Source organism: Alteromonas sp. AWJ4_197 (assembly GCF_056160285.1).
Map to the genome: position 1 here is coordinate 42,863 of NZ_JBSWWW010000005.1, position 25,936 is coordinate 68,798.

General features: G+C 48.3%; 27 protein-coding genes. 15 read left to right on the forward strand and 12 right to left on the reverse strand.

Annotated features, from left to right (window positions below; translation table 11 throughout):
- Positions 1-27: 27 nt before the first annotated feature.
- Positions 28-1,065, forward strand: coding sequence for a recombinase RecA (recA, locus tag ACXAGC_RS11835; RefSeq protein ID WP_474844573.1), 1,038 nt, complete (start codon positions 28-30; stop codon positions 1,063-1,065).
- A 167-nt stretch (positions 1,066-1,232) separates the two neighbouring features.
- On the opposite strand, the gene ACXAGC_RS11840 is transcribed toward recA, so the two are convergent.
- On the reverse strand, positions 1,233-1,541 hold the full coding sequence (locus ACXAGC_RS11840) for an EscU/YscU/HrcU family type III secretion system export apparatus switch protein (protein WP_474844574.1): 309 nt from the start codon (positions 1,539-1,541) through the stop codon (positions 1,233-1,235).
- The gene (locus tag ACXAGC_RS11845) at positions 1,538-3,601 is read right to left on the reverse strand and encodes a hypothetical protein (RefSeq protein ID WP_474844575.1); all 2,064 of its coding nucleotides are present in this window, start codon (positions 3,599-3,601) and stop codon (positions 1,538-1,540) included. The genes ACXAGC_RS11840 and ACXAGC_RS11845 overlap by 4 nt, the downstream gene beginning before the upstream one ends.
- 141 nt (positions 3,602-3,742) lie before the next feature.
- On the opposite strand from ACXAGC_RS11845, the gene ccmA reads away from it, so the two are divergent.
- The 10 genes from ccmA to ACXAGC_RS11895 are packed head-to-tail and all read left to right on the forward strand — an operon-like array spanning position 3,743 to position 11,630.
- Positions 3,743-4,408: a cytochrome c biogenesis heme-transporting ATPase CcmA gene (gene ccmA, locus ACXAGC_RS11850; RefSeq protein WP_474844576.1), complete on the forward strand. Its 666-nt coding sequence runs from the start codon at positions 3,743-3,745 to the stop codon at positions 4,406-4,408.
- Entirely contained in the window at positions 4,405-5,073 is a 669-nt protein-coding gene (gene ccmB / locus ACXAGC_RS11855) for a heme exporter protein CcmB (RefSeq protein WP_474844577.1), read from the forward strand. The genes ccmA and ccmB overlap by 4 nt, the downstream gene beginning before the upstream one ends.
- Positions 5,073-5,828, forward strand: a complete 756-nt coding sequence (locus ACXAGC_RS11860; RefSeq protein ID WP_474844578.1) for a heme ABC transporter permease — start codon at positions 5,073-5,075, stop codon at positions 5,826-5,828. The genes ccmB and ACXAGC_RS11860 overlap by 1 nt, the downstream gene beginning before the upstream one ends.
- Entirely contained in the window at positions 5,818-6,048 is a 231-nt protein-coding gene (gene ccmD, locus ACXAGC_RS11865) for a heme exporter protein CcmD (protein ID WP_474844579.1), read from the forward strand. Before ACXAGC_RS11860 ends, ccmD begins: the two co-directional genes overlap by 11 nt.
- Before the next feature lies 1 nt (position 6,049).
- Positions 6,050-6,520 (forward strand): cytochrome c maturation protein CcmE, encoded by a 471-nt coding sequence (gene ccmE / locus ACXAGC_RS11870; RefSeq protein WP_474844580.1) that lies wholly within the window; start codon positions 6,050-6,052, stop codon positions 6,518-6,520.
- Complete coding sequence (locus ACXAGC_RS11875) at positions 6,517-8,514, forward strand: heme lyase CcmF/NrfE family subunit (protein ID WP_474844581.1); 1,998 nt, start codon at positions 6,517-6,519, stop codon at positions 8,512-8,514. The genes ccmE and ACXAGC_RS11875 overlap by 4 nt, the downstream gene beginning before the upstream one ends.
- Positions 8,511-9,116 (forward strand): redoxin family protein, encoded by a 606-nt coding sequence (locus tag ACXAGC_RS11880; protein WP_474844582.1) that lies wholly within the window; start codon positions 8,511-8,513, stop codon positions 9,114-9,116. The genes ACXAGC_RS11875 and ACXAGC_RS11880 overlap by 4 nt, the downstream gene beginning before the upstream one ends.
- Positions 9,113-9,565: a cytochrome c-type biogenesis protein gene (locus ACXAGC_RS11885; protein WP_474844583.1), complete on the forward strand. Its 453-nt coding sequence runs from the start codon at positions 9,113-9,115 to the stop codon at positions 9,563-9,565. The genes ACXAGC_RS11880 and ACXAGC_RS11885 overlap by 4 nt, the downstream gene beginning before the upstream one ends.
- Positions 9,562-10,815, forward strand: a complete 1,254-nt coding sequence (ccmI, locus tag ACXAGC_RS11890) for a c-type cytochrome biogenesis protein CcmI (RefSeq protein WP_474844584.1) — start codon at positions 9,562-9,564, stop codon at positions 10,813-10,815. Before ACXAGC_RS11885 ends, ccmI begins: the two co-directional genes overlap by 4 nt.
- Positions 10,816-10,820: 5 nt before the next feature.
- On the forward strand, positions 10,821-11,630 hold the full coding sequence (locus tag ACXAGC_RS11895) for an MlaA family lipoprotein (protein WP_474844585.1): 810 nt from the start codon (positions 10,821-10,823) through the stop codon (positions 11,628-11,630).
- A 103-nt stretch (positions 11,631-11,733) separates the two neighbouring features.
- Here ACXAGC_RS11895 and galE read toward each other — a convergent pair whose 3' ends face one another.
- From galE to ACXAGC_RS11935, 8 genes are all read right to left on the reverse strand, one after another.
- The gene (gene galE / locus ACXAGC_RS11900; protein WP_474844586.1) at positions 11,734-12,753 is read right to left on the reverse strand and encodes a UDP-glucose 4-epimerase GalE; all 1,020 of its coding nucleotides are present in this window, start codon (positions 12,751-12,753) and stop codon (positions 11,734-11,736) included.
- On the reverse strand, positions 12,750-13,052 hold the full coding sequence (locus ACXAGC_RS11905; protein WP_303574457.1) for a DUF6170 family protein: 303 nt from the start codon (positions 13,050-13,052) through the stop codon (positions 12,750-12,752). Before ACXAGC_RS11905 ends, galE begins: the two co-directional genes overlap by 4 nt.
- A gap of 110 nt (positions 13,053-13,162) precedes the next feature.
- Complete coding sequence (locus tag ACXAGC_RS11910) at positions 13,163-14,644, reverse strand: peptide MFS transporter (protein ID WP_474844842.1); 1,482 nt, start codon at positions 14,642-14,644, stop codon at positions 13,163-13,165.
- Between the two features lie 199 nt (positions 14,645-14,843).
- On the reverse strand, positions 14,844-15,950 hold the full coding sequence (locus ACXAGC_RS11915) for a KpsE/RkpR family capsule polysaccharide export protein (protein WP_474844587.1): 1,107 nt from the start codon (positions 15,948-15,950) through the stop codon (positions 14,844-14,846).
- A 25-nt stretch (positions 15,951-15,975) separates the two neighbouring features.
- Positions 15,976-16,626, reverse strand: a complete 651-nt coding sequence (locus ACXAGC_RS11920) for an ABC transporter ATP-binding protein (RefSeq protein WP_119500461.1) — start codon at positions 16,624-16,626, stop codon at positions 15,976-15,978.
- Complete coding sequence (locus ACXAGC_RS11925) at positions 16,623-17,405, reverse strand: ABC transporter permease (RefSeq protein ID WP_119500462.1); 783 nt, start codon at positions 17,403-17,405, stop codon at positions 16,623-16,625. The genes ACXAGC_RS11920 and ACXAGC_RS11925 overlap by 4 nt, the downstream gene beginning before the upstream one ends.
- Complete coding sequence (locus ACXAGC_RS11930; RefSeq protein WP_474844588.1) at positions 17,405-19,252, reverse strand: polysaccharide biosynthesis/export family protein; 1,848 nt, start codon at positions 19,250-19,252, stop codon at positions 17,405-17,407. The genes ACXAGC_RS11925 and ACXAGC_RS11930 overlap by 1 nt, the downstream gene beginning before the upstream one ends.
- A 14-nt stretch (positions 19,253-19,266) precedes the next feature.
- The gene (locus ACXAGC_RS11935; RefSeq protein WP_474844589.1) at positions 19,267-19,620 is read right to left on the reverse strand and encodes a hypothetical protein; all 354 of its coding nucleotides are present in this window, start codon (positions 19,618-19,620) and stop codon (positions 19,267-19,269) included.
- 553 nt (positions 19,621-20,173) lie between these two features.
- Between ACXAGC_RS11935 and wecA the strand changes: the two genes are divergently transcribed.
- The 4 genes from wecA (at position 20,174) to galU (ending at position 24,337) form a co-directional block, all read left to right on the forward strand.
- On the forward strand, positions 20,174-21,244 hold the full coding sequence (wecA, locus tag ACXAGC_RS11940; RefSeq protein WP_119500465.1) for a UDP-N-acetylglucosamine--undecaprenyl-phosphate N-acetylglucosaminephosphotransferase: 1,071 nt from the start codon (positions 20,174-20,176) through the stop codon (positions 21,242-21,244).
- 94 nt (positions 21,245-21,338) lie between these two features.
- Positions 21,339-22,229 carry a glycosyltransferase gene (locus ACXAGC_RS11945; protein WP_474844590.1) on the forward strand — a complete coding sequence of 297 codons (891 nt, stop codon included), beginning with the start codon at positions 21,339-21,341 and terminating at the stop codon, positions 22,227-22,229.
- The gene (locus ACXAGC_RS11950) at positions 22,226-23,083 is read left to right on the forward strand and encodes a glycosyltransferase family 2 protein (RefSeq protein WP_474844591.1); all 858 of its coding nucleotides are present in this window, start codon (positions 22,226-22,228) and stop codon (positions 23,081-23,083) included. The genes ACXAGC_RS11945 and ACXAGC_RS11950 overlap by 4 nt, the downstream gene beginning before the upstream one ends.
- Positions 23,084-23,443: 360 nt before the next feature.
- Positions 23,444-24,337 carry a UTP--glucose-1-phosphate uridylyltransferase GalU gene (galU, locus tag ACXAGC_RS11955; RefSeq protein WP_119500467.1) on the forward strand — a complete coding sequence of 298 codons (894 nt, stop codon included), beginning with the start codon at positions 23,444-23,446 and terminating at the stop codon, positions 24,335-24,337.
- Positions 24,338-24,395: 58 nt separating this feature from the next.
- Here galU and ACXAGC_RS11960 read toward each other — a convergent pair whose 3' ends face one another.
- The gene (locus ACXAGC_RS11960; RefSeq protein WP_119500468.1) at positions 24,396-24,719 is read right to left on the reverse strand and encodes a ComEA family DNA-binding protein; all 324 of its coding nucleotides are present in this window, start codon (positions 24,717-24,719) and stop codon (positions 24,396-24,398) included.
- Between the two features lie 169 nt (positions 24,720-24,888).
- Complete coding sequence (locus ACXAGC_RS11965; protein ID WP_119500469.1) at positions 24,889-25,896, reverse strand: isocitrate dehydrogenase; 1,008 nt, start codon at positions 25,894-25,896, stop codon at positions 24,889-24,891.
- Between the last annotated feature and the right edge of the window lie 40 nt (positions 25,897-25,936).

The following is a 25,936-nucleotide window of genomic DNA, read 5'->3' on the forward strand; positions in this document are numbered from 1 at the left end:
GACAGTCATTATCTTGAGGATAATATCGTGGACGACAACAAAAACAAAGCTCTTTCCGCCGCTCTTGGCCAAATTGAAAAGCAATTTGGTAAAGGTGCCATTATGCGTCTGGGTGACAATCAGGCGCATGATATCGAAGCCATTTCTACCGGTTCACTTAGTATCGATATTGCACTTGGAATAGGCGGTTTACCTTGCGGGCGTGTTGTTGAAATCTACGGTCCTGAGTCATCAGGTAAAACAACTCTGACACTGCAAGTTATCGCTGAAGCGCAAAAGAAAGGCAAAACTTGTGCATTCGTTGATGCTGAACACGCACTGGATCCTGTCTATGCAAGAAAGCTGGGCGTAAACATTGACGACCTGCTGGTCTCTCAGCCTGATACCGGTGAGCAGGCGCTGGAAATCTGTGACATGCTTGTTCGTTCCGGTGCAGTCGACGTAGTAATTGTTGACTCGGTAGCTGCGTTAACACCGAAAGCAGAGATTGAAGGTGAGATGGGTGATTCTCACGTGGGTCTTCAGGCACGTCTGATGTCTCAGGCACTGCGTAAGCTTACCGCTAACATCAAGAAATCGAATACGCTGTGTATCTTCATCAACCAGATCCGTATGAAGATTGGTGTTATGTTCGGTAACCCTGAAACCACAACAGGTGGTAACGCGTTGAAATTCTATGCCTCTGTGCGTCTGGATATTCGTCGTATCGGTGCGGTTAAAGAAGGTGATGAGGTTGTTGGTAACGAAACCCGTGTGAAAGTGGTGAAGAACAAAGTTGCACCACCGTTTAAGCAGGCGGAATTCATGATTCGTTACGGCGAGGGTATCAGTAAGGAAGCTGAACTTATTGACCTTGGTGTGAAGCAGAAGCTGGTTGATAAAGCCGGTGCCTGGTATAGCTACAACGGTGACCGTATTGGTCAGGGTAAAGCGAACGTAATGGCGTTCCTGAAAGATAACCCTGATATTGCGAATGACATCGAAACTAAGCTGCGCGCAGAGTTATTGGCTCAAAAAACAGTGAAGCCTGAAGAAGCCGAAGGCGAGTCAGAAGAAACATTGTAAGATTTATGTCCTGCATCCTTTGAAAGGCTGCGCATGAAACTGAAAATCAAATTTGAAGCCAGCTGAAAAGCTGGCTTTTTTTATAAATAACAAGAAATGTGATTGGAAAAAGAAGTATTCTGTCTGAGCAAAAAGACGGTAGAAATGTTAATGAGGCATTTACCAACTTATACCCGTTGCGGTAGCTGCCCGCTGTTCTCCCAGCCTTCCGGCATTTTGCCCTGGAGCACATAGGACCAGGCAATCAATTCTGCAATTACATAATACAGAGATTCCGGGATTTCCTGCCCGAGATCTAATGTTGCCAGCAAGTCAGAAAGGTAGGGATCTTCGTGAATAAGAATGCCTGCATCTTCAGCGGCCCGAATGATTTCACCGGCCAGTTCACCGTACCCTTTTGACACGACTTTTGGTTTTGCTCCGGCTTCGCCACTGTTGTATCTCAAGCCAATCGCTTTACGTGTTTTGTCACTCATACCAGTGTCTCGAACAGTTGATAGGGCGTATCTTTGAGTGACGGCGGTATTTTTCCCCGTTGACAACTGTGCTGTTCAACCTCAAGACCCAAGCCTTTTAACCGCTTTAACAGCCATGGCATGGTGTCCATAACCTTTATCAACAGTGCATCTGTCGATGTGTATACATTGATATGAATAACGTCCTTATCAATTTTAGTTTTTGCCAGCAGCTCTCCATACTCGCCTGCACTGAGTTTCATGGTCAGATGCCATATTCTCTGTGCGGACGACTTTGCCTGCTCTTCCCGCGCGTCCCGTTCTTCGACACGAAGAAACAGTTCGGGAGGTGGCTGCTCATCACCGGCTACAGGCAACACATAATACAAGGTGTCCTGACCCTGCAACCGGGCTTCTGCACTCTGGAGTTTTTGTTGCTGATGATTAGCGAGCAGTGACTTAACATGATCGAGCAAATGGGTTCTGCTGTCGATTTGCGCCATATCGCCGGCAGTTTTTGATGGCGGACTACCCCCGCCGTTGGAAGCTCCACTTCTGACTATTACCGATTCAGCTTTATCCAGCGCTTTTGCAAGGTCGGGCTGATTTCGAACAGCACGGCCTGCAAAACTGATTTGTAATAGTGTGATAAGGGCATTCACGAAACCGGATTGTGATGGCGGATTAAGAATATTCGTTGGCGTTGTGACCAGGGCGGGTGTCTGCAACAGCTGTTTAATCGACTGCGCCGTATCCTGAGACGGAATGCCAGTCTCTGTTTGAACGGTAACGGCATGTTGAATATTGTCAGTTCCCGCGGCAGTTTTTATAACAGGAAGTGAAGCGGCTATCTGAGCGGATAAAGCACTCATTAAATCCCTTGTACCGGCAGCCGTTCCCGGAGACGCTTTGGTAAGGATAGAAACCAGTTTAGTCAGTGCTTCTGATGTAGAACCTGTTTCTGCGAGAAGTTGCCGTGAAAGCTGACGGATATTTTCACTGACGCGGCTAAGCTGTTCGGGCGGCAGGTTCAGCGGCCCTGCAGAAAGGACATCTTTTATATTATTAGATGTCGCGCCTGATATTTGCTGACCGGCTACCGGAGCCGCCAGATCCGGTGGCGGTTGGATATGCAATACCGGCAACCCTTTCCGGCTTGCAATGTCTGCCAGTTTAAGCGGGACCGGCGGAAGAGCCTGCAGAGTATTGCTTGCAGATGTCGCTAAAGCAAGTGGCAAATTGACCATAGCAAGGGGGCGTGTTTGGGTGCCCGTCGCTGATAGTTGCGTTCCGCGCATGCTGACATTCAGGGTTTGTAATGTTTCTCTTCCCGTACTGCCTGATGGTCCATCGGGTAAATGCAATGAACGTTGCAGAGCCCCCTGCAATTTCCCCTCAATGCTGAGCCCTTCACTGACCAGCGCTTTTGCCAGAGCCAGTTTTACTACCGGCGCCGGTGCCGGTACATTCACACTTTGAGCAGGCTGGGCAGAGCCTTTCCCTTGTGGCGTTAAGGTAATTTGCCATCCTGACAGCCTGTTGTCAGTTGAAGGCGTTATTTTTAACGAAAATTTATCGCCGGCCTCAGTGGCACCGTGTTGGGTTGCCGGTAAATCCAGTTTAATCACTGGTGCGCCGGGTAACTGTAACCTGAGTGTCAGTTGTTTGGGGGACGCCTGCTCAACTATGGCGCCCAGAGATAAGGCAGCATTATTTTTGACAAGGCTGAGTTGCTGCGACTGTGCCAGCCCTTCTGCCAGAGCTGTAACCAGTCTTTGTGTGTCAGCCTGTGTCAGTACTGCACTGTGCTTCACAGGCAGAAGTTCAAATAATGTCATCTGACTGACTGATGTTCTGGCCAGGGAAACCTGAGGCTGAGATGTGCTGAGACCGGGATCTTTTACGACAAGTCCCTCCTGAGGGAGGGCGTTTCCGGTTAACTGAATAAGCGGACCGGGTAAACGGGTTATGGCTACTGCAGATAGCTGCTGCAAGGTGTCTGAACGCAATGCACCAGCCTCGGTGTTAACCGGTGCGGCTGTGGCATTCGCCGAAAACAGTTGAGCAATCTGCAAGTTCATGTCAAATTTATCGGCAACTAATTGAAAAATTCAAGCATTTTGTGCATTTCACTGTTGTCAATGGTCCTTCAGTTTGAACTAAGTCATAAAAAAGTTTAATACGCCAATGGGCGTGATGTGTTCCGTTTTGCCTATGCTAGAATGCCAGACCGGAATATACAAAGATATGTTAAAGAGGATAGCGGTTTGTCGGGACTGGTTGCCAGCAAACTAACGTGCATTAAACGGGACAGAGTACTGTTCGAAGATCTGTCTTTTCAGCTCCTGCCAGGGCAGCTGATTTATTTGCGTGGGCCTAACGGAGCCGGTAAAACCAGTTTGTTGCGTATCCTCAGTGGACTAAGTCAGCCTCAAAGCGGTTCCCTTCTATGGCAGGGGAAACCATTGGGCGAAGACTGGTTCGCCAGCCTCATCTATATAGGACACAAAGCCGGCATAAATGGCACTTTGTCGCCTTTGGAAAACCTTCAATTCTGGTGTGCGCAGCATAAAGTCAGCTTTAACGAAGACAATCTTTATGACGTGCTGGCTCTGGTGGGGCTGGTGGGTATGGAAGATGTACCCTGCCGCACACTGTCTGCAGGGCAACTTCGCCGTGCCGCTCTGGCAAGGTTATGGTTGAAGCAGGCTGACGTGTGGATCCTCGATGAACCTTTCACCGCACTGGATACTGGTGGCGTAGCCCAACTGGAAGATAAAATGTGTGAACATGTAAGCAATGGCGGTGCTGTGTTGACTACCTCGCACCAGACACTGAGCCATCGCGCGGGCGGGTATCAGGCATTTGATTTGGAGTACCGGTTTTGAGCGGCCTGTATCAGGGGGTTTTCAAACGGGACCTGGCACTGGCATTTCGTCAGAAGGCAGAGCTGGTACAGCCGCTTATGTTCTTATTAATGGTAGTGACATTGTTTCCGCTGGGAATAGGACCCGGCCCTGAAACCCTGCAACGGATAGGACCGGGCGTTATCTGGATAGCCGCAATATTGTCCTCATTGCTCGGGATGGAGCGGTTATTCCGGGACGATTTCGCAGATGGTTCACTGGAACAGTTACAATTATCCGGACAGCCCTACTATGCCGTCGTCGCCCTGAAGGTATTTTGCCACTGGCTGGTGACTTTCATTCCGCTTTTGCTGTTGTCACCTCTGCTTGCGCTGTTTCTCAATCTCACTGTTGACATGTACATAGCGCTGGTACTCACCCTGGTGTTAGGAACACCGCTTTTGTCACTTGTGGGTGCAATCGGCATGGGACTAACAGTAGGGCTTCAGCGTGGTGGGGTACTCCTGGCGCTGCTTTTGATCCCGGTTTTCATTCCATTATTGATATTTGCTACCTCGGCAGTGGATGCAGCTGCGCTACAATTACCCTACAGGGCGCAAATTGCTATTATTGGCGCGATGTTGTTGCTGGCAATGGCATTAGCTCCGGCTGCCATTGCCTACTCTTTAAAAGTGAGTCAGAACTGATGTGGAAGTGGTTACATCCCTACGCAAAGCCTGAGCGGGCTTACCAGCTTTGTAATACGCTGCTCCCCTGGTTTTCAGTGGCTGCAGTAATCAGCTTGTTGTGCGGTACAGTATGGGGGCTTTTATTTGCGCCTCAGGATTATCAGCAAGGTGATTCCTTCAGAATTATCTACATCCATGTGCCATCTGCCATGTTGTCAATGAGTACCTATGTTGCCATGGCCGTAGCTGCGCTGGTGGGAATGGTCTGGCAATGGCGGACTGCTTACATGGCCATGATTGCCATGGCGCCTGTGGGCGCTGCAATGACATTCATTGCTTTGCTTACCGGTGCGGCATGGGGGAAACCTATGTGGGGCGCATGGTGGGTGTGGGATGCACGGCTCACATCAGAACTTATTCTGCTGTTTTTGTATTTTGGCGTCATTGCCTTGTATACCGCGTTTGAAGATAAGCAGCAGGCGGGCAAAGCGGCGGGTGTTATGGCGCTGGTGGGTGTTGTGAACATCCCGGTGATCCACTATTCAGTAGAATGGTGGAATACATTGCATCAGGGTTCCACCATCACCAAATTCGACAAGCCGTCTATTGCACCGGAAATGTTGTGGCCACTGCTGATTAATCTTGCAGGCTTTGCGCTGTTTATCGCCGCTGTTACGACCATGCGTATGAAAACTGAAATTCTGCGGCGGGAAATGCACCGGCCCTGGGTGCAGGATATCACCGGTTTGCGAGAGACATCTGATGCAATTTAACAGTTGGGCAGAATTTTGGACTATGGGTGGTTACGGATTTTATGTCTGGCTGTCCTTTGGCATTGCCGCGCTGGTGATGACCGGCATTATTTGTCAAAGCTGGCTGGCGCATAAGCAACTCATCCGCCAGATTGCTGCTGAGCAAAAACGTAAAGTGCGCATCCGTAAGGCTGCGCAAGCCGCTCAGGCCTCTTCCCCTAATTCTGACAGGAGCTTTTAGTATGAATCCGCGCAGAAAACAAAGGTTATTAGTTGTTACTCTGGTTGGCGCGCTGGTTACCGGTGCTGTGGGCCTGATGCTGTTCGCACTGACCGACAGCATCGATTTGTTCTATACGCCATCTCAAATCGTCGATGGCCGTGAAGGCGTGAAGCCACAGGTTGGCCAGCGACTGAAAATAGGCGGAATGGTTGTGCCCGGCACTGTCAACCGTGACAAAGAAAGTCTCGCGGTATCCTTCGACCTTGTCGATACAGGGCCCGCAGTAACGGTGCGTTTCAAAGGCATTCTGCCGGACCTTTTCCGCGAAGGGCAGGGGATTGTGGCTACCGGTACACTGGTGTCAGACCGTGTCATTGAAGCGCAGGAAGTGCTGGCAAAACACGACGAAGATTATATGCCGCCGGAACTGGCTGAACAGATGAAAGGTATTAAACACGTGAAGCCGGCAAATACCGGAGCCGGACAATGATCCCTGAACTGGGTAATATTTCACTGACACTGGCACTGGTATGCGCGATTTTACTGGCTGTGTATCCGCTGTGGGGCGCACAGACAAAGCATACTTTTTTGATGGGCACCGCCAAGCCGCTGGCCTCAGGCATGTTCCTGTTTACATTGCTGGCGTTTGTTGCGCTGGTGTGGGCCTTCGTCACCGATGATTTCAGTGTCGCTTACGTAGCGCAACATTCTAACAGCAGACTGCCGGACTATTACAAAGTGACAGCCGTGTGGGGCGGACATGAAGGTTCGTTCCTGCTGTGGGTACTGATGTTATCTGTCTGGACCATGGCTGTAGCAATATTTAGCAAAGGCATTCCGGATGAAATGCTATCCCGTGTTTTGTCAGTGTTGGGCGCTGTGGGGATCGGTTTCTACCTGTTTATGCTGCTCACTTCAAACCCTTTTGACAGCATGTTGCCTTTCTTTCCCGTGGACGGGCGGGACTTAAATCCTCTTTTGCAGGATTTCGGCATGATTATCCATCCCCCCATGCTGTATATGGGATACGTGGGTTTCTCTGTTTCCTTTGCCTTTGCTATTTCGGCACTGATTTCCGGTCAGCTGGATTCAACCTGGGCACGTTGGTCACGCCCCTGGGTGATTGCCGCATGGTCGTTCCTCACCGTGGGGATCGCGCTGGGAAGCTGGTGGGCCTATTATGAGCTCGGCTGGGGCGGATGGTGGTTCTGGGATCCTGTTGAGAATGCGTCCTTCATGCCATGGCTGGTTGGTACGGCGCTGATGCATTCTCTGGCTGTGACAGAAAAGCGTAAGGTGTTTAAATCCTGGACTGTTCTGTTAGCCATCGCAGCGTTTTCATTAAGCCTGCTAGGCACTTTCCTGGTGCGCTCCGGCGTCATTGTATCTGTACACTCCTTTGCCAGTGACCCGTCAAGAGGACTTTTTATACTCGGTATTCTGGTAGTGCTGTCCGGAACCGGTTTATTGCTATATGCGCTGAGAGCATCACAGCTGAAATCACCAGGCCGTTATGGCCTGTTTTCCCGTGAAGTCCTGCTGATGGGGAACAATGTATTTTTGTGTGCAGCAACACTGGTGGTGCTTCTGGGCACGCTGCTGCCTCTGGTTCATAAAGAGCTTGGCCTGGGTTCTATATCCATCGGTGCACCGTTCTTTAATCAGATGTTTACAGTGCTGATAGTACCTTTCGTGTTCTTTCTTGGCCTCGGCCCGCTGGCAAGATGGAGGCACCAGGCGCCGGGTGCATTGCAAAAGCAAATTTCCATTGCCGCCGGGCTGAGTATCAGCGCCGGGTTACTGATTAATTTTACCTACGACTCTCCCACCTATATGGCTGCTCTCGGCCTGGTACTGGCTGCGTGGATCCTGGTGACCTCGGTGCTGGAAGTCATGCAGCGCACTGATGCAATGCCGCAGGACAGCTTGTGGCGGAAATTACGAAAGCTCACACCCAGCCACTGGGGCATGGTTCTTGGGCACCTTGGTTTTGCTGTCACGATTATTGGTATCACCCTTGTGTCAAATTACGCGCTGGAGCGTGATATCCGTATGGCCCCCGGAGAGACCGCAGAACTCGGCGGTTACACGTTCAAATTCAGTGAAGTGAAACCGTTTCAGGGCCCTAATTATACCGCTGATATCGGCGTTTTTGATGTGTATGTTGATGGTGAAAAACTGGTCCACCTGGAACCGGAAAAACGCATGTATACCGTGCAGAGAATGCCGATGACGGAAGCGGGCATTCACTCCACCGTCTTCCGTGACCTTTTCATTGCTATGGGCGAACCTCTTGATGACGGTGCCTGGGCGGTGCGGGTGTACATTAAACCCTTTGTCACATGGATCTGGGCCGGAGCAGTTATTATGGCGCTGGGTGGGATCTGCTCTGTTTCAGACCGCCGCTACCGGATGGCGAGGCTGGCAAAAGTGAAAAAAATCTTTCGTGCTTCAACATCCCCTATGGCAGGAGAGCAGGGATGAAAAAAACAGGTTTATTTGTTATTCCGCTGGTGATTTTTCTGGCTCTGGTGGTGTTTCTTTTTCAGGGACTGTTTTCCGATCCCAGAGCACTGGACTCACAAGTGCAGGATAAGGTGGTGCCGGACTTCTCGTTGCCCGATCTGATGCAGCCTGATGTTGTTTACACTCCCGACGTTTTTAAAGGCAAGGTCACGATTCTGAACGTGTGGGGCGTATGGTGTGTTACCTGTGCCGTTGAAATGCCTTATCTCACGGAACTACGTAATGAGCAGCAGGTCAACTTTGTCGGTTTGTATTTTGATCAGGATCTGGACCCTGACTTCGGCACGAAAACACTGAGCCGGGTGCAGCAGGAAGTCACGTCAATGCTAAGCCGCTACGGCAATCCGTATCAGTACAATATCTTTGATGTTTACCGTGACACCTCGCTGGATTTAGGTGTGACCGGTGCTCCGGAGCACTTCCTGATAGACAGCCGCGGTATTGTCAGAATGCATCACATCGGTGATATCAATCCCAGAGTCTGGGAAACCAAAGTCGGGCCCTTGTACCGTAAGCTCCTGATTGAGCAGGAAGCGCAGCAAGCCGGAGGAGCCCGATGAATAGCATACGGATAGCTTTGCTTTTACTGGTTTCTTTACTGTCTGTGACCGCGATAGCGGTAGAAGATAACTATGCTTTTGACGATCCGGCCCGGCGGGCACTTTTTCTCAAGCTGACCGGAGAACTGCGTTGTCCCATGTGTCAGAACCAGAATATTGCCGATTCTGACGCCATGATCGCCCATGATATGCGCAGGAAAGTGTATTCTCTGATGCAGCAGGGCAAGTCGGAAGATGAAATCATCAGCTACATGAAAGAACGCTACGGTGACTTTGTTTACTACAAGCCGCCGGTGAACATTGCCACATTCTGGTTATGGGCTCTACCCGTGCTGTTTATTGCAGTGGTGCTATTCTTCGTCACCCGTAAGTCAGGGCAGAGTATGCCGGTGGACACGGAAGAGAAATTAAAGCGCGCAGAAGCTATGTTAAAGCAGGATAAAGAATGAGCTGGATTGAATTCGGGCTGATTACCTCAGGACTTATCACACTGGTTCTGTTGCTCATTGCCTTCCCCTGGTTACGTCGTCGTGAAGTACGTCAGCGGGATGTATTGTCGAATATTGAAATTGTCCGTCAGCGGCTGACTGAACTGGAAAGAGAGGTCTCTGAAGGTCTCATTTCCGAAGCTGACAGGCAAAAAGCCAGTGATGAACTGAAGCTGGCTATGGTGGATGAGGCCGGTTCTGAAGCGACGGTGAAGAAACAGTCTGCATTTCTGCCTTTGCTGACCGGTGCAGTGCTGGCCATAGCAACGGGCACCATTGTTTACGGGTCGGTCAACCATCTGCAACAGGTCAGACAGGCTGAGGCAGCGATTGAGTCATTACCGGAATTGAGTGACAAGCTGGCATCCGGTGATGCCGGTAACTTCACCGCGCAGGATATTGCCAGCCTGACCTATGCTATCCGTCAGCGGCTACGCAGCGAACCCGAAGATGCTACCGGATGGATGTTTCTGGGCCGGTTGTGGATGTCTGTGGGAGAAGATGAACAGGCCTTACAATCCATTCAGCGGGCTATGTCACTCAAACCCGGTGACATGACTATCAGGATTACCTATGCACAGGCATTGATGGTATCTGATGACGCCGGAAAGCTGGCCGCTGCCCGGCGGGTTTTGCAGAGTCTGACAGAAGAAAACCCTGAGAATGACAACTTGTCTTTGATGATGGCTGTGGTATCGGCAAGGCTGGGTGATCTGGCCGGCACCGAACGGTACTTTGCGCTTATCCGCAATAAACTGCCGCCGCAACATGAAACCCGCCTGGCGCTGGAAGAACGTATTGCCGGTCTTAAAAAACAGCAACAAGCTGTGCCTGTTGCAGCAGAGCAAATGACTGCTAAAACCGGGTTTGATATTACGGTAACTATTGCTGATGAAATAAAAGATAAACTCCCTGACGATGGTTATCTGATTGTTTATGCGCAGGATGCACAGAGTGAAAACCGTATGCCGGCGGCAGTAGTTAAAATGCAGTTACAAAATTTTCCTGTATCTTTGTCTCTAAGTACGGATAATGCCATGGTGCCAACGTTCACTTTGGCATCTCTGCAGCAGGTTAAGCTTACCGCAAGAATATCGACCGGTGATGATGTTATGCCCGCTGCCGGAGACCTCAGTGGAGTACTTACGGTACCGGTGTCACCGGGCGAAGTGCTCCCGCTCCCGATACAAATCAACAAGGAATTGCAGTGATCAATATGTCTAAATCACTCTTCGCCTGCATTTTGCTGGGCATAACGTTAATGTCAGGTTGCGCCAGTCAGCGTGCGGTGGATGAGCAGGCACAGGCCACCAATGAGTTACCGGAAGGTGACCCGAGGGATCCGCTGGAGCCACTGAACCGTGTGGCCTGGAATTTCAACTGGGAAGTACTTGATCAATACATATTGCGCCCGGTAACAATTGGTTATGTGACGGTCATGCCGCAATTTGCCCGGACCGGGCTTGTGAATGCTACCAATAACCTGGATGAGCCCGGCAATATGGTCAATAACTTTTTCCAGGGAAAAATTGATGAAGGGCTGGATAGCCTGGCCAGATTTATCATCAACTCTACCGTAGGATTGTTCGGTGCGTTTGATGTGGCCGACGCGATGGGTATCAAACGTCAGCGTGAGAATTTTGGAGAAGTACTCGGCTACTGGGGCGTGGGAACAGGTCCTTACCTCATGTTTCCTGCACTGGGGCCAAGCGATCCGCGCTCACTGGCCGGTGATGTAGCGGATAATGTGTATTATCCGATGACTGTGCTTACCGGTAGTATGAATGTGGCCCGTTTCGCTGTCTCTATTCTGGAAGGCCGAGCAGGGCTGATCGATCAGGAGCCGCAGCTTGAGCAGGCGATTGATGACTATGCCTTCATTAAAAACGCCTATTTCCAGAATCTGGAATTTCGTGTGACTGACGGAAAAAGTGGCGAAAAGGTGATTAAGCAGGAAGAGTTGGACGATTTCGAAGAATTTGAATCTATGCTTGATGATCTCGATTTGCCAGAAGAGCAGAACTAACCGTCATTCAGATTGCTGCTGTAATGAAAAGTATGCGGAGAAAGTTTCTCCGCACTTCGGTTACTTATTCCGGCACACATTTCAGTGTGCCGGCGGCTCATAATCAGTCCTGGTAACCTTTCGGGTTATTTGACTGCCAGTGCCACACATCTTTACACATGTCCTGCAGGTTTTTTTCAGCATGCCAGTTAAGCTCTTTTGCCGCCAGTGTAGGGTCGGCATAACAGGCTGCAACATCACCGCTGCGTCTGGGAGCTATCCGGTAGTTAACAGTTTGCCCTGATGCTTCTTCGAATGCTTTAATCATCTCCAGCACGGAATAGCCCTGTCCGGTTCCCAGATTGTACACATCCAGTCCCATATTTAGCGCCAGACGGTCAAGTGCTTTCAGGTGCCCATTGGCAAGGTCTTCAACGTGAATGTAGTCTCTTACGCCTGTACCATCTTCTGTATCGTAGTCATCACCGAATACGCTCAGTTGTTCCAGTTTACCTGTAGCTACCTGAGAGATGTATGGCATCAGGTTGTTCGGAATACCATTAGGATCCTCACCAATCAGGCCTGACTTATGTGCACCCACCGGATTGAAGTAACGCAACAATACGATATTCCATTGTTCATCTGACTTGTACAAATCTGTCAGCATGTGTTCCACCATGAGTTTTGACATGCCGTAAGGGTTAGTCGGATGACCTGTTGCCATTTTCTCATGCAATGGTAACGATACAGGATCGCCGTAAACGGTGGCTGAAGAGGAGAAAACCAGATTCATGACATTGTGCTTACGCATTGCCTTACACAGGCTCAGCGTGCCGTACATGTTGTTTTCATAGTATTCCAAAGGCTTCTGTACAGATTCACCAACCGCCTTCAGACCGGCAAAGTGGATCACTGCATTGACCTGATGCTGGCTGAAAATGGTATTCAGTACATTGTCATCGCGGATGTCACCCTGTACGAATGTCACGTTTTTGCCAGTGATTTTTTCAACACGACGAAGGGATTCGGCACTGGAATTAACCAGGTTATCGAGTACGACAACATGATACTCCTGTTCCAGCAGCTGAAGCACAGTGTGGCTGCCGATATATCCTGCACCGCCTGTTACCAGGATGGTTTTCATTGTCTCTCCTTAGATAATATTTGTGGCACATACTTGGCGCACAGTGAATATTGAATAGGTTTCACGACTAACGGATACAACAAAAATACCAGCAATGCCCACAGCAATGAGTGCCAGTTCGTCGTTGTCCGTATAATCAATGCAAACACCGGTACGATAACCAGTAGTTTTAAAATATTGAGCAGAGTTTTTTCGGGAACAGTGAGACATTTTGCGGCACTGTCCATCACAGTCATACGCTGAGCAAGGGGAAGAGCGGACAGGCCCGGAATTTGTCTGGTAGAAAAATAAATTGCCATTACTGCTTGATGATCCTGAAAAGAAAAAACCGCTGAACCAGGAATAACGTTACAGCGGTTTATAATAGATTAATCGGTAGCGGGATCAACCCGCCTTTGGTGGAAGGTGTTTAATCTTCCTGTGGCAGCTTCTCCCAGCTACGGGTTTTCAGCGAGAATACCAGAACCAGTACACCGATGACGCCGGCAAACATGGCGATATTGCTGAACAGTGCCGACACATTATCTGACTCTGTACCAAACGCACCGGCCATTACACCAGCAATCACACTACCGATAGAGTAAGTCAGTACGAACAGACCCATCAGCTGTCCTGAGAAGCGGCGGGGGGATAATTTACTTACCGCACTTAATGCTACGGGGCTTAAACACAGTTCACCCACAGTGTGCAGGAAGTAGGTAGCAACTAACCAGTAAGGCGCCACTTTCTGATCGCCCGCTGCATACATGGCTGCAAAAAACATTACGATGAAACCGCTGCCCATGATAAGGGTACCCAGGGCACACTTGATACCGTAGGAAGGATCCATCATTCGTTTACCTAACTGGATCCACAGGGCGGCAAAGAAAGGTGACAGTACAATAATGAACAACGAATTGAGTGACTGGAACCAGGCGAAAGGAATTTCAAAGTCGCCCCACATGCGGTCAGTATCTTCGTTAGCAAACACGTTCAGTGAAGAACCTGCCTGTTCGAAGCCGGCAAAGAAGCAGGAAGAGGCTACGCAGATTAAGAACAATGCAAGCATCCGCTTCTTTTCATTTTCACTTAAATCGCCGAAGAAATAGATGAAACCAAAATACAGCAGGAAAATAGCAGTAAACAGATAGGCTACCGATTCTGCGACTTCTGCAACATCAATGACCAGATAACCCATGCTCATGGCATAAGTGACGATGGACAGTGTGACGAGGAATAAAATAATGCCGGTCCAGCTTTTCTTCACACCGGCTGGTGTCATGTTCACTGTAGGACTCGCTGATTCTGAAGGCAGTTTATGCTGAGTCATTTTGTATTGAACAAGACCAATACCCATGCCCACTGCAGCAGCACCAAATGCCCAGTGATAACCCTGGTTAACGGCTAACCAGCCACACACCAGGTTACCGATAATTGACCCGATATTGATACCCATGTAATACAGGGTGTAACCACTGTCGCGGCGGGCATCATGTTCAGAATAAAGCTGACCGACCATTGCACTGATGTTGGGTTTCAACAAACCTGTGCCAAGCACAACCAGGATTAAGCCAATAAAGAAGGTAGAGGTGGTGGGGATGGCCAGCACGATATGGCCGCACATAATAATAATACCGCCGTACCACACTGCATTCTGGCCACCGAACAGACGGTCTGCCAGCCAGCCGCCGGAAAGGCCCATGAAATAAACTGCACCGGTATACAAGCCATAAATGGCATAGGCGGTTTCTTTGTCGAACCCTAAACCTTCCTGCTGGATGGTGAGAGTCATGAAAATAACAAGCAGGGCGCGCATACCGTAGTAACTCATGCGCTCCCACATTTCAGTGAAGAACAGTGTCTGCAGGCCCCCCGGATGGCCAAAGAAACTGGAATCGTTAGATGTTTTTATTGTCACAATGTCGTTCCGTTTTGTAATGATTGTTATTGGTTTTGTAATTCATTGCCTGAGATAACGGCGGTTCTGTTTCCTTGCGGACTCAGTCAGGTGAATTAATGCCTGACTCCACTATACACAAGAGAATTACAGGGTAAAACGCTTAGTCTTTAAAAGGACTACCCTGTAAGGCAGGTGTAGCCCTTTTAGCTGTTTACAACTCTTTGATAGTCGCAATGATAATACGTGCTGTGCCATACAGGATGAGTAAAATGACACCAAAAAGCACCAGGTTATAGACTATTTTAGGATAAGCATTGTCATCCGGCAGGGTGGGTGACTCGATGGTGACCAAATATTGTAACTTCTGATAGGCCTCGACCCTGGCATTTTCCAGTGACACCAGCGAGGACGAAAAGGCCTGAATAGCCAGTTGCATCTGAATTTGCAGGTCAGAGTACTTTGCCATCTGTTCTGTTACAGACAGCGATTCACCGGTTACCTGGTTGCTGAAGCCTTCCTTTTGAATATTAATTTGTTGTTGCAGGGCTCCAATCTGACGTTTGATGTTTTGTACCTCAGGGGCACTGGGTGACATCATCGTCTCCATGGTATTCAGCTCTGCCTTCTTTTGTGCCAGCGTGGCCTGTAAAGAGAACGCAATTTGCTGGGAAGCGGCACCTTCGGCGGTAGGGTCAAGCACGTTGTACTTAGACTGGAAGGCGAGGATGTCACGCTTTGCTGTTTGCAGTTTATCTTCTACCACCTGATGTTCGCCCTTAGCGAATTCCATTTTAGATTTGGCCAGATTGTTATTAATGTCGTTCAGAAATTGCTCGGCCTTATCCACAATGGTGCTGTTGACCTGCTGTGCAAATTCCGGGGTATAAGCTTTTACATTCAGGGTGATAACAGAAGATGCTGAATCTACTTCCACTGAAATTTGTTGCAGGTAATACTCATAAAATTGTGTCTGGCTGTGGTCTTCCGGCAAACGGCTGAACATGTCCGCATGGTCTGCACCGTAATGGCTGCTTAAGGACAACGTTTTCTCCAGATAACGCATCATATCCTGAGATTTAATATAACTTTCGATGATTTGGCTGTCGTTTGTCGACGCTACGCCGCTGATTGACGCGCCAAGTAGACTGGTGGGGTCAAAGGAACTACCGCCGTCTGTGGATTTAATAATGAGCTTACTTGTACTTTCATATTGCGGTGCTGCCCACACAATCAGGTAGAACGCATATAACAGCCAGGGCGCAAGAATGAAAACCAGCTTGTTCTTTTTCAGTTTGTTGAGGGTTGCTTTCGCTTTCATAATCTTAATATCACTTAACCTAAATTTATTCTGCCATGTAGGCACTGATGCCTTCTTCCAGGTCGCTGAAATAATTCAGCTTACCGTCTTCAATAAGAATGGCTGAAGTACAAAATTCCCTGATCTGGTCCAGTTCGTGACTGACCATGATCATACCTGCTGTCAGATTTTTCTCTTTCAGGGCATTACGGGCCTTGCGGCGAAATGTGGGGTCGCCTACAGAAGTTGCTTCGTCAATGAGATAAATATCAAAATCAATATTAATACAGCAGGCAAAAACCAGCTTGGCACGCATACCTGAGGAATACGTCTTAACCGGTAAATCAAACCGGCCACCAATCTCGGCGAATTCCTGCACTTGTTTTTCATACTGAGGCAGCGACTTCACCTGGTTGATACGGCCAATAAATCGCGTATTTTCCCTGCCGGTCATTTGCGGATGAATACCGGTGGCCAGTGCAACCGGCCAGGACATGGATTTATTTGTCAGGATCCTGCCCTTGTCCGGATATTCGCTTTTGGCCAGCATACGGAACAATGTGGATTTACCGGCACCGTTTTTACCCAATATGGCCACACTATGGTCGGTGGGGAATTCAAAGTTTAAATTTTTAAAAATGTATTGCGGCCCGAGTTTGCTCGGGTAGCTCTTAGTCAGATTTTCTATTCTAATCACCGTGACAACACCTTCTTCCAGGTTGTGTGATAGAGCGCTAATCCGGCAAACAGAGTGATGGCGGTAACTTCAACAGCAAACTGCAAAGACACTCCGGTATCACCATAGGTTTCATAGCAGGCGTATCTGGCGAGTTCAATAAAGTGAACCAGTGGGTTCCAGGTCAACCAGGGCCATACCTCAGGTGACAGATCCTGCAGACTGAAAAAGGTACAGGAAATGAAAAAGATAGGCCGGTTAAGCATATTTTTAATTTTTTTCATTTCAGGTATGAAGGCGATGAGGACACCGAATACCAGGCTGATGGAAAAGCAAAAAATCCACAGTAATGCGAAAAGTGCAATTAACAGCAGAGGGTTGTCCACGTCAAAATCAATATCCAGCAGATATACAGCGCATACAACAAGGCAAACCACACCAACTTTTATCACAAATTCCATAAATGCTGATGTGATAAGCGCAGCCATAGGCTGTACCTGCCTGAATGCATAGAGGGGTTTTGCTTTACCGATTGATTCAGGTACCACAGACGTGCAGGTCATGAATGTTTGTACGCCCATCAGGCCCATCATCATAAATACAAATAACGGTACGGAATGAACATCGCTGCCGCTGATAAAGCTGCGGAGATAGGACATGGCAAAAATGAACACGAAGGGTTCAATAAAGGCCCAGCCAAGTCCCAGTTTATCATTGAACTTACTTTGCAGCTCACGGAGAAACAGGGCGAAGATCACTCTTCGCCATGCTGCAACCTGTGATTTAAAGGTAATATCCATCAGTTGGTAGCTACGTTGGCCGCCACAGCAATCTGATAAATGATTTGTGTGATATCTTTGATGGTCTGCAAAGACTTCACATCAATTGACGGCAATACCACAACCTGATCACCGGGACGGATAGTGAGCTTACCTTCGCCTTCAGACCACAAACTGCTGTGAATACTGTCGAACTCTACGATACCGTTCTGTCTGATGATAAGGATGCGCTCGTCGTCAGCGCGCTGGGTAAACCCGCCGGCCCATGCAACATAATCAGCGGTGGTCGCATCTTTATTGAAGACAATAGCCTGAGGCATCATTACTTCGCCGCCCACATGAATGAGATCAGTGGCTTCAGGGATGACAATGGTATCATTTGGCTCCAGCAGTACATTGGCCACTTCACCGTTTTCAGCCACAATGACTTTACCCTGTGGCTCTACTTGTCTGGCCCGCTCAATGAAGTCGCTGACCAGTTGCGCTTCCTGAACACGGATAGAACCTTCTCCGGTAGAACTGATTGGTGCTGTATAGATGCTGCGCTCCAGGCGCTGCAGCGACTGTTCTATGAGCTCCCGTTGACTTTGTGCCACGCTTTCGCGACGCAGATAAACATCTGACGCACTGGCGAGTGACGGGTCAACATGAATGTAATCCAGGACATCCTGCAAACGGGTACCCCGGTCAACCATGATTTTGGAAGGACCAGTGTGACCACCTTCAATGTTTATCTGGTAAACCTTCGCGACGTGGTCATTAATGAAATTGACCTCATCACCGGACTGCAAAACAACATTGTTGAATTCATTTAGCGAAACGTACTGGGCAAACTGCTGATCGCTTCTGAGGCCGGCAACGGAAACATGGCTGATAAAATCCCGTGGTCTGGCATAGTCAAGCAAAGTCTCACCCATCAACTCGTCTTTTTTGAATTCAAAGGTATAGCTGTTATTAGCACCGTCGGCGACAGTAACTCTGTCACCTACCGGATGAACAACAATGGTATCACCGTCTTTAAAAGAAACGCCGGGCAGGGTGCCTTCACGGATAAATTCATAAAGGTCTGCCGTGGCAATTACTTTTCCTTCACGGCGGATATCGATTTTACGGAAGCTGCCACGGTTGAAATCAATACCGCCGGCACGCTTTAAATAATAAAGCACGCTGTCTGATGCCAGGCCAGCATACTGGCCGGGGCGGATAACGGGGCCGGTAAGATAAACCGCTACTGGCGTAGACGTGAGCAGATTCACGTAGGTGTTAACGTCGTTGGTATAGATTCTTTTAATACTGTTAGTGACCAGTGCATTCACCGAACCGGCTGGCGTGTCTGCAACATGCACAGGACCAATGTTAGGAATAAAAATATTTCCCTGGTTATCAACAGTTACCACATCGGAGAAGTTGACGGCACCCCACATCCAGATTGAAATCTTATCACCGGGCGCAATCAGATAGTTTTCATTAAGGCCTGAGCTGCGTTCAGATTCAAAACCGCCGATGAAGAGGTTGGCAGCGAATGGCGGGCTGACAAGCGGTTCGCTGTATGGGAATACATCTTCTACTGTTGGTTCGCCGGGCAGAGACACACCGGAGCGGGGTTCTTTATTGTACTGGCCGGTAGACGTTGACATGCTGCTGCGTGCGCCCGGCAAAGTACGGGAAGTCTGCACATTCATCGGCGACACGGCTTGAGTCTGGGTGTTCCCGGTTCCAGTGGTAGCGGAATTGCCCGAGTTTTGCTGTTGGGCCTGTTCACGTAATTGCTGAAGATCGGCCAGAGATTGTGCTGTTGCAAGAGAAGAAAAACAGGCACAGGCCAATACCACCTTACCCAAGGTGGAAAGTGTACGGATTACTGACATAGGTTCTGCCATGATTATTTAGCTGAGATTTGAGTAAGAAGTGGAGCAAGCATTTGCCATTGCCCGTCCCGTTCGCAAATTGCACGACGGTTTGCCGGATTGGTCAGATCCCGCAATGACATACAGGTTAATCCTGATGCTGAAATATAGCGGTTATGGATCTGATACTGTTCGTTGCCAATCTGCAACATCTCACCCGGCGCCAAATTGCCTTGTGGTACCGGATATACCTGGCTGTCAGCTAGTCGCATTGAATCGCCTGAAACCAGCGGAATATTCGCATTCACCTGCGTAGGGGCTGAAGAACATCCGCTCAACAGTACGGTAAGACCTATCAGACCAGCACTTAAACTTCTGATAATACTCATGTCTTAATAATTCCTTGTCTAATCTGGCCGGATAGCATACCACATTCACCGGCTTTTGCAGTCTGCCCTTTATGCATCTGCGCTAAATCTGTAATTTGTCATGTTTAGTAACCAATTAAAGTGATGGCTTGATAATTGCTTAACAGCTCATGACATTTAAAATGGTGTTGTTACTCAGGAGTGCCTGCAGATGTTTCGTATCTGCATAAGACGGTTTCCCCGTGTAACGTTAAAACTAAAAAATGACGTCTGTGTGAGTCTGTGAAGCTAAAAAAGTTCGCAGTATGCTTTGTAAGGCGGTGGAATGTCAGATGTGTGTCAGAACAGGTAAAGCAGATTTAAAGATTTGAAAGAAAATTTCTCTGTTGTAATTTCAGGAGGTAGTCTTTTTGTCTTTAGTCTATTATTATATTGGCATGTTGGTGTTTGCTGATCAAAATGCTGCCCGGCATCAGGAAGTTTTAGACAAAATGGAATATCGCTATCAACACCGCTCACACACATTTCACATCTACCGGCAAGTCAGACCTATGGTTAGGGATTAGTACTTTGTATGTTTGATTATCTTCAAATTGTACCGTTGTTCACGGCATTTTTTGTCGCCCTGATTTTATTGATTGTGATGACACCACTGGCTCATCAGTTTGGCCTGGTTGATCATCCGACTTACCGTAAACGTCACGCAGGCATGGTGCCTTTGACTGGTGGTGTTGCCATTTTCATGGCTGTGCTGGTGGCGAGTGTTGCGACTGATGTGTGGATGAAAAACAATCCTCTGTTTTTCACTGCATCAGCGTTTATTGTCTTGCTTGGCATGCTGGACGACCGCTTCCAGTTAAGTGCCAAAGGCCGTCTCCTTTGTCAGTTTGGTGTTGCTGCCATCATGGCATGGAGTGCACAGAATTATATTACTTCCCTGGGTAACATTTTCGGCTTCGGTGAAGCGTATCTGGGGATTGCCGGTTACTTCTTTACCATCGTCTGCGTTGTGGGTGTAATTAACGCTTTCAACATGATTGATGGTATTGACGGGCTCGCCGGTGGCATGAGTTTGATTGTTCTGTTGACTGTTGTCGGTATTCTGCTGGGAACAGGTAACGGTGCGGCTATCATGGAGCCGCTGATTATTGTCGCTGCTATCGTGCCGTTTCTGGCTTTCAATCTGAGCTGGAAAGGATTCAAAGGCAATAAAATTTTTATGGGTGATGCCGGCAGTATGTTTGTCGGGCTCACTATTGTGTGGTTGCTGGTGGACCACACGCAGGGCGAGGCCGCCGCTTTCAGACCTATTACCGCTGTGTGGTTGATTGGTCTTCCGCTGATGGACATGGCAGCTATCATGTACCGCCGTGCACGCAAAGGGCAGTCAATGTTGCGCCCTGACCGCAAGCATTTGCACAATATCTTTATGCGCGCAGGGCTCTCCAGCAGACAAGCGCTGGCTGCGATTTTGTTCCTGGGTTTGTGTTACGCCGGTGTGGGTATTCTGGGAGAAATCCTGATGGTGCCTGAGTATGTAATGTTCTGGTCGTTCCTCGGCTTGCTGATGGTTTACAGCTATATCATTCAAAACATCTGGAAATTGATCCGTCACGTTAAACGATCATTGAAAACAAAACCTTAAAACCGTCAACTGCCCATAAATAGTGCAGACGACAGGGAATAATTTTGGTATGTTTGCTGCCAGTTAAAATAGTGATGTGTTACTGGCGGCTGCCTTGTCAAAAGCAAAAACAACGATAATTCATCAGGGTAAAATTCCTGCCGGTACCGGGTCTCTGGTGGCAATGGCGGTGTATCATAAAGACCAGTTGAACTGGTTGAAGCAAGCTGTCAGCAGCATTACCGGTCAATCCTACTCAACGTTTATTTTCCTTATCATCAAAGACGGTCCTGTCGACAGCAATATCAGTGATTTTCTGACGCATACCGCGGCCGGTGATGAACGTATTTTTCTCGCAGAGAACAGCTCTAATATTGGTCTGGCGGCCAGTATGAACTTTGCTATAGAGTGGGGCATGGCGTTGAACTTTGATTTCTTTTTCAGAATGGATGCCGATGATATTTCATTGCCGGATCGTATCGAAAAACAGGTGACATACCTCAGCAATCATCAGAATGTGGGGATCCTTGGTACAGCACTAACTGAAATCAATGAAAGTGGTGTGGTCGTAGGGGCGAGAATTATGCCGGCATCCCACAAGCAAATCGTTAAAGTCTTACCCCGCCGCTGTTCCATAAATCATCCTACGGTCGCTTTCAGATATGAAATATTCCGGAAGGGCTTTCGCTATGATGCTGAACTGATGAATACTCAGGACTATTTTCTGTGGATCCAGCTGGCACAGGAAGGTTTCGTATTCAGAAATCTCAGTGAGCGTTTACTGGAATTCCGCCGGGTAAATAATTTCTATAAACGCCGGGGCTTTTCCAAGTCGGTCAACGAATTTCGTGCAAGGCTCTACGCTATGCGCGCCTTAAAGCGGATGACGCCCTGGAATCTGTTTTATGCCAGTTGCGTACTGCTTATGCGGATGATGCCTTCAAAGCTGGTTAAACTGGCGTATAAACTGGACCGGAAGATGTTGGAGAGAGGCGAGAAGTCATGAAAACCGGGGTTGTTATAATCCTGTTTCATCCTGATACTTCGCATCTTAGCCGGATGTTAGAAACGCTGATTGATTCAGGTTATCAGGTGGTACTGGTCGATAATTCTCCCCATGAATTGAAGCTGGCATTGCCGCAGGAAGTGGTTTATCTCCATTATCCCCAAAATATCGGGATTGCCGCTGCTCAGAATCGCGGTTTGTCTCATCTCGCCGGGCAACAGTTCAGCCATGCTGTTTTATTCGATCAGGACAGTGCTGTTACGCCAGCGCTGATGGAGGGATTGTGCGCCGGATTTGTTGAAGCGCAAGCACATTTCGGCAAGGTAGCGGCGGTGGGCCCGCAAATTATCTGTGAATTTTATAATCAGCCGGTAAAGCCAAAAGTGCAGCAGGCAGTAGATGTGCGGGACGGCCTTGCCAGTGTTAAACAAATAATTGCCTCAGGGATGATGCTCAGCCTTTCTGAGCTGGAAACCATTGGTCACAAGGAAGAGTCATTGTTCATTGACGGTGTAGACCATGAATGGTGCTGGAGAGCCAGACACAAAGGATTCTCTGTGGTTAAGTTAACGGACGTGACCATGGTACATAAGCAGGGTGACGGCAGACATAAGGTCCTCGGAATTACCTTTAAACGTGGTGCACCGGTCAGATTATATTATCAGGTACGTAATGTGCTTATATTAAGTCGCAGAAGCTACGTGCCGCTTTACTGGAAGCTGAGAAACATTCCGGCCATTCCGTTAAGGTGGTTCATTAACCGCTGGGTTTTCGATAACGGAAAGCAGCGGGGCCGGTATTTTGCGAAGGGATTGGTCGACGGACTCAAAGGAAAAAAAGGACCTTTGAAATAGGATTCATGTTTCGTCATCAATCCGTCACGGTGGTTGAGTAAACTGTCGCGATTTTAATACATAGACGACATGAAGAAATTGTTCTAATGAAGTGCGTTTGTGTCTATTTTAGTGCGTATGCACCGAAGCTGTGCGTAAGCGGCTGCTATTTTGTATTGGTTGTAGTAAATGCAAGTTGATTGAGCCATATTAACTCGTTTATCGTAGAAGCATGGGTAACGCATCCTGCTTATGTAAAATGATATTTAAAGCTGGTGTTAATCACTGACGGCAGCTTAAGTTGTGAACCATGTTGTAGAGCGGAATACGGATTGCATTACTACATCATCGGTTGAGGATTTTCAGTAAAAGGACACGAATATGAGTCAAGTAAAGAAAGCGGTTATTCCGGTAGCTGGTTTGGGAACACGTATGTTGCCGGCAACCAAGGCCATCCCGAAAGAGATGCTGCCAGTTGTTGATAAGCCGCTTATCCAATATGTAGTGAACGAATGTGTTGCTGCTGGTGTGAAAGAAATTATCCTGGTTACTCACGCGAGTAAAAACAGCATTGAAAACCATTTCGATACGTCCTTCGAGCTTGAAGCGACACTGGAAAAACGTGTTAAACGTCAGTTACTCGAAGCGGTACAGTCAATCTGTCCAAAAGACGTAACCATCATGCACGTCCGTCAGGGCCATGCTGCAGGTCTGGGTCACGCAATTCTGTGTGCGCATCCGCTGGTAGGTGATGCGCCGTTCGCGGTTGTTCTGCCTGACGTAATTATTGACGATGTTGCGAGTAATCCGAAGAAAGATAACCTGGCAGACATGGTTGCTAAATTTAATACCAGCCGTGTTAGTCAGGTTATGGTGGAGCAGGTGCCAAAAGAAGATATTTCTAAATTTGGTATTGCAGATCTGGAAGGCGTAGACATTAAGCCGGGTGAATCTGCGAAAATCCACAAAATGGTAGAAAAACCAGAACTGGAAGAAGCACCTTCAGATCTTGCAGTAGTCGGTCGTTATGTGCTGTCCGAGAAAATCTGGGATCTGCTGGAGTTCACGCCTCCAGGTGCCGGTGGTGAAGTTCAGTTAACTGACGCCATTGATTCACTGATGAAAATTGAGCAGGTTGATGCGTATTACATGAAGGGCAAGAGCCATGATTGTGGTAGTAAACTTGGTTATATGAAAGCAAATGTTGAATATGCTCTTCGTCACCCTGACCTGGGTGAAGAGTTCAAGCAGTACATTGCTTCACTGAATGGTTAATGCCGCAACGAGAATAATAATGGAGCCCGCGTGTTGCGGGCTTTTTTATGTGCGGTGATCAATGTTGAACTACTTTTACGCGGTCCCGTACTTTTGCCAGCAATTTTTCACCTATACCTCTTACTTCGGTGAGTTGGTCCACTTCATGGAAATAGCCCTTTTCATTGCGGTAAGCAATGATGGCTTCCGCTTTACTCAGTCCGATGCCAGGTAAGGCAGTCAATTCTTCTGCCGTAACAGTGTTTAAGTCTAATGCATCGGGCAGAGTAATTCCGGCTGCTTCAGTGACATCTGTTTCAATAGTATTGGCAAGAGTAGCGCCACTTTGACTCAAAAAGAGTGTTGCAAATAAAGCGGCCAGTGCCAGTCTGGATTTGTTCATTGTATCTTCCTTGTGTTGAATTAAGTGATTTGTGTGTACCGGTGTACATAAAAAGCTTAAATCCAAAGAAGATAAAATGAGAGGCCAGTTTTTGTACAGGTAAAGGTCAGGACAATAAAAAAGCGGACATGATGTCCGCTTTCTACAAAGTTCATTCAGCCGTTCGCTATCAGAGACGTTCCAGTACCGCGTCGGTAAACTCAGTCGTTCCGGCCTGGCCACCCAGATCACGGGTTGTACGGTCACCGGTTTCGATAACTTCTTTCAGTGCACTGCGGATTTTTTCTGCTTTGTCACCCATGTTGAGATATTCAAGCATCTGGATTGCAGCAAGGATCACTGATGTCGGGTTTGCCAGGTTTTTACCAGCGATATCCGGTGCAGAACCATGTACCGCTTCAAAGATGGCGCAGTCTTTACCGATGTTTGCTCCCGGAGCCATACCCAGACCGCCTACCAGACCGGCGCACAGATCAGACAAAATGTCACCGAACAGGTTGGTCGTAACAATGACATCAAACTGGTGAGGGTTCATAACCAGTTGCATACAGGTATTATCAACAATCATTTCTGTTGATTCGATGTCCGGATAACGCTCACCCACTTCACGGGCCACTTTCAGGAATAAGCCGGATGTAGACTTCAGGATGTTAGCCTTATGCACTGCAGTGACTTTCTTGCGTCCTTCACGGCGGGCAAGTTCATAGGCAAACGTTACGATTTGCTCTGCACCCTGGCGGGTGATTTTACTCATCGCTTCAGCTTCCTGGCCGTCTTCAGAGACCACCTGGCCAAGACCTGAGTACATACCCTGGGTGTTTTCACGTACAGTAATGATGTCGATATCTTCATAGCGGGCTTTGGTACCCTTGAAAGATAACACCGGACGTACGTTAGCATATAAAGAAAACTGCTTACGCAGGCTTACGTTGATTGATGTAAAACCTTCACCAACCGGCGTCGTCAGCGGGCCTTTCAGTGCCACTTTGTTTTTGGCGATAAGGTCGAGGGTTTCTTGTGGTAGCAGTTCGCCATGATTTTCCAGCGCTACCAGACCTGCATCAGCATAGTCATAAGCGAAGTTACATCCCACCTTGTCCAGAATTTTAATAGTGGCATCAATGATGTCCGGACCAATGCCGTCGCCGCGAATGACTGTAATGCGTTGCTGAGTCATGTTGAGGAATCCTTTGGGTTTCTGTTTTTAATTAATCGTC